Source organism: Achromobacter sp. Marseille-Q0513 (assembly GCF_018195695.1).
Lineage (GTDB): Bacteria > Pseudomonadota > Gammaproteobacteria > Burkholderiales > Burkholderiaceae_B > Achromobacter.
Map to the genome: position 1 here is coordinate 1 of NZ_JAGTJY010000535.1, position 445 is coordinate 445.

A 445-nucleotide genomic window follows, 5' to 3' on the forward strand; every position below is an offset into this window, starting at 1 on the left:
CAATCAGCGCGGCTTCATCTCTTGTCCCTGCACTATTCAGATCCACCACGATCAAATCTACGCCAGAGATTCTGGCGTCCTCCGACCAGGCATCGAAGACTCCGACCTGAAAGCCCTGCTGTACAAGCAAGCGGCACAACAAGTCCGCCTGCATGGGGTCATGTCCGACGAGTGCAACATACAGCTCTGACATTGATGCTCTGCCGCCGGATTTTTCGGGTGTCTGCGGCAGATTGTCTTGGGCCTGGACCTGGGACAGGTAGGATGTTATCCCCTCGACATACAAGGGTGAACACGACCATTCTTGAGCAATCTGGCGATTCAGGTGCATATGCATTCTCAAAAAAAACTCAGACTAGATGAGTCCTTGCTTGGTAGAGCGCGAAGCGCGGTCTTGATCAGAAGTTTCGACTGATGAAATCTCCGTTGCCATGTGCAGCCATCC

General features: G+C 52.8%; 1 protein-coding gene. It reads right to left on the minus strand.

From position 1 onward, the window contains the following. On the minus strand, positions 1-331 hold a 331-nt coding region (locus KDH83_RS31645), incomplete at its 3' end, for a response regulator (protein ID WP_212323131.1). Positions 332-445 lie beyond the last annotated feature (114 nt).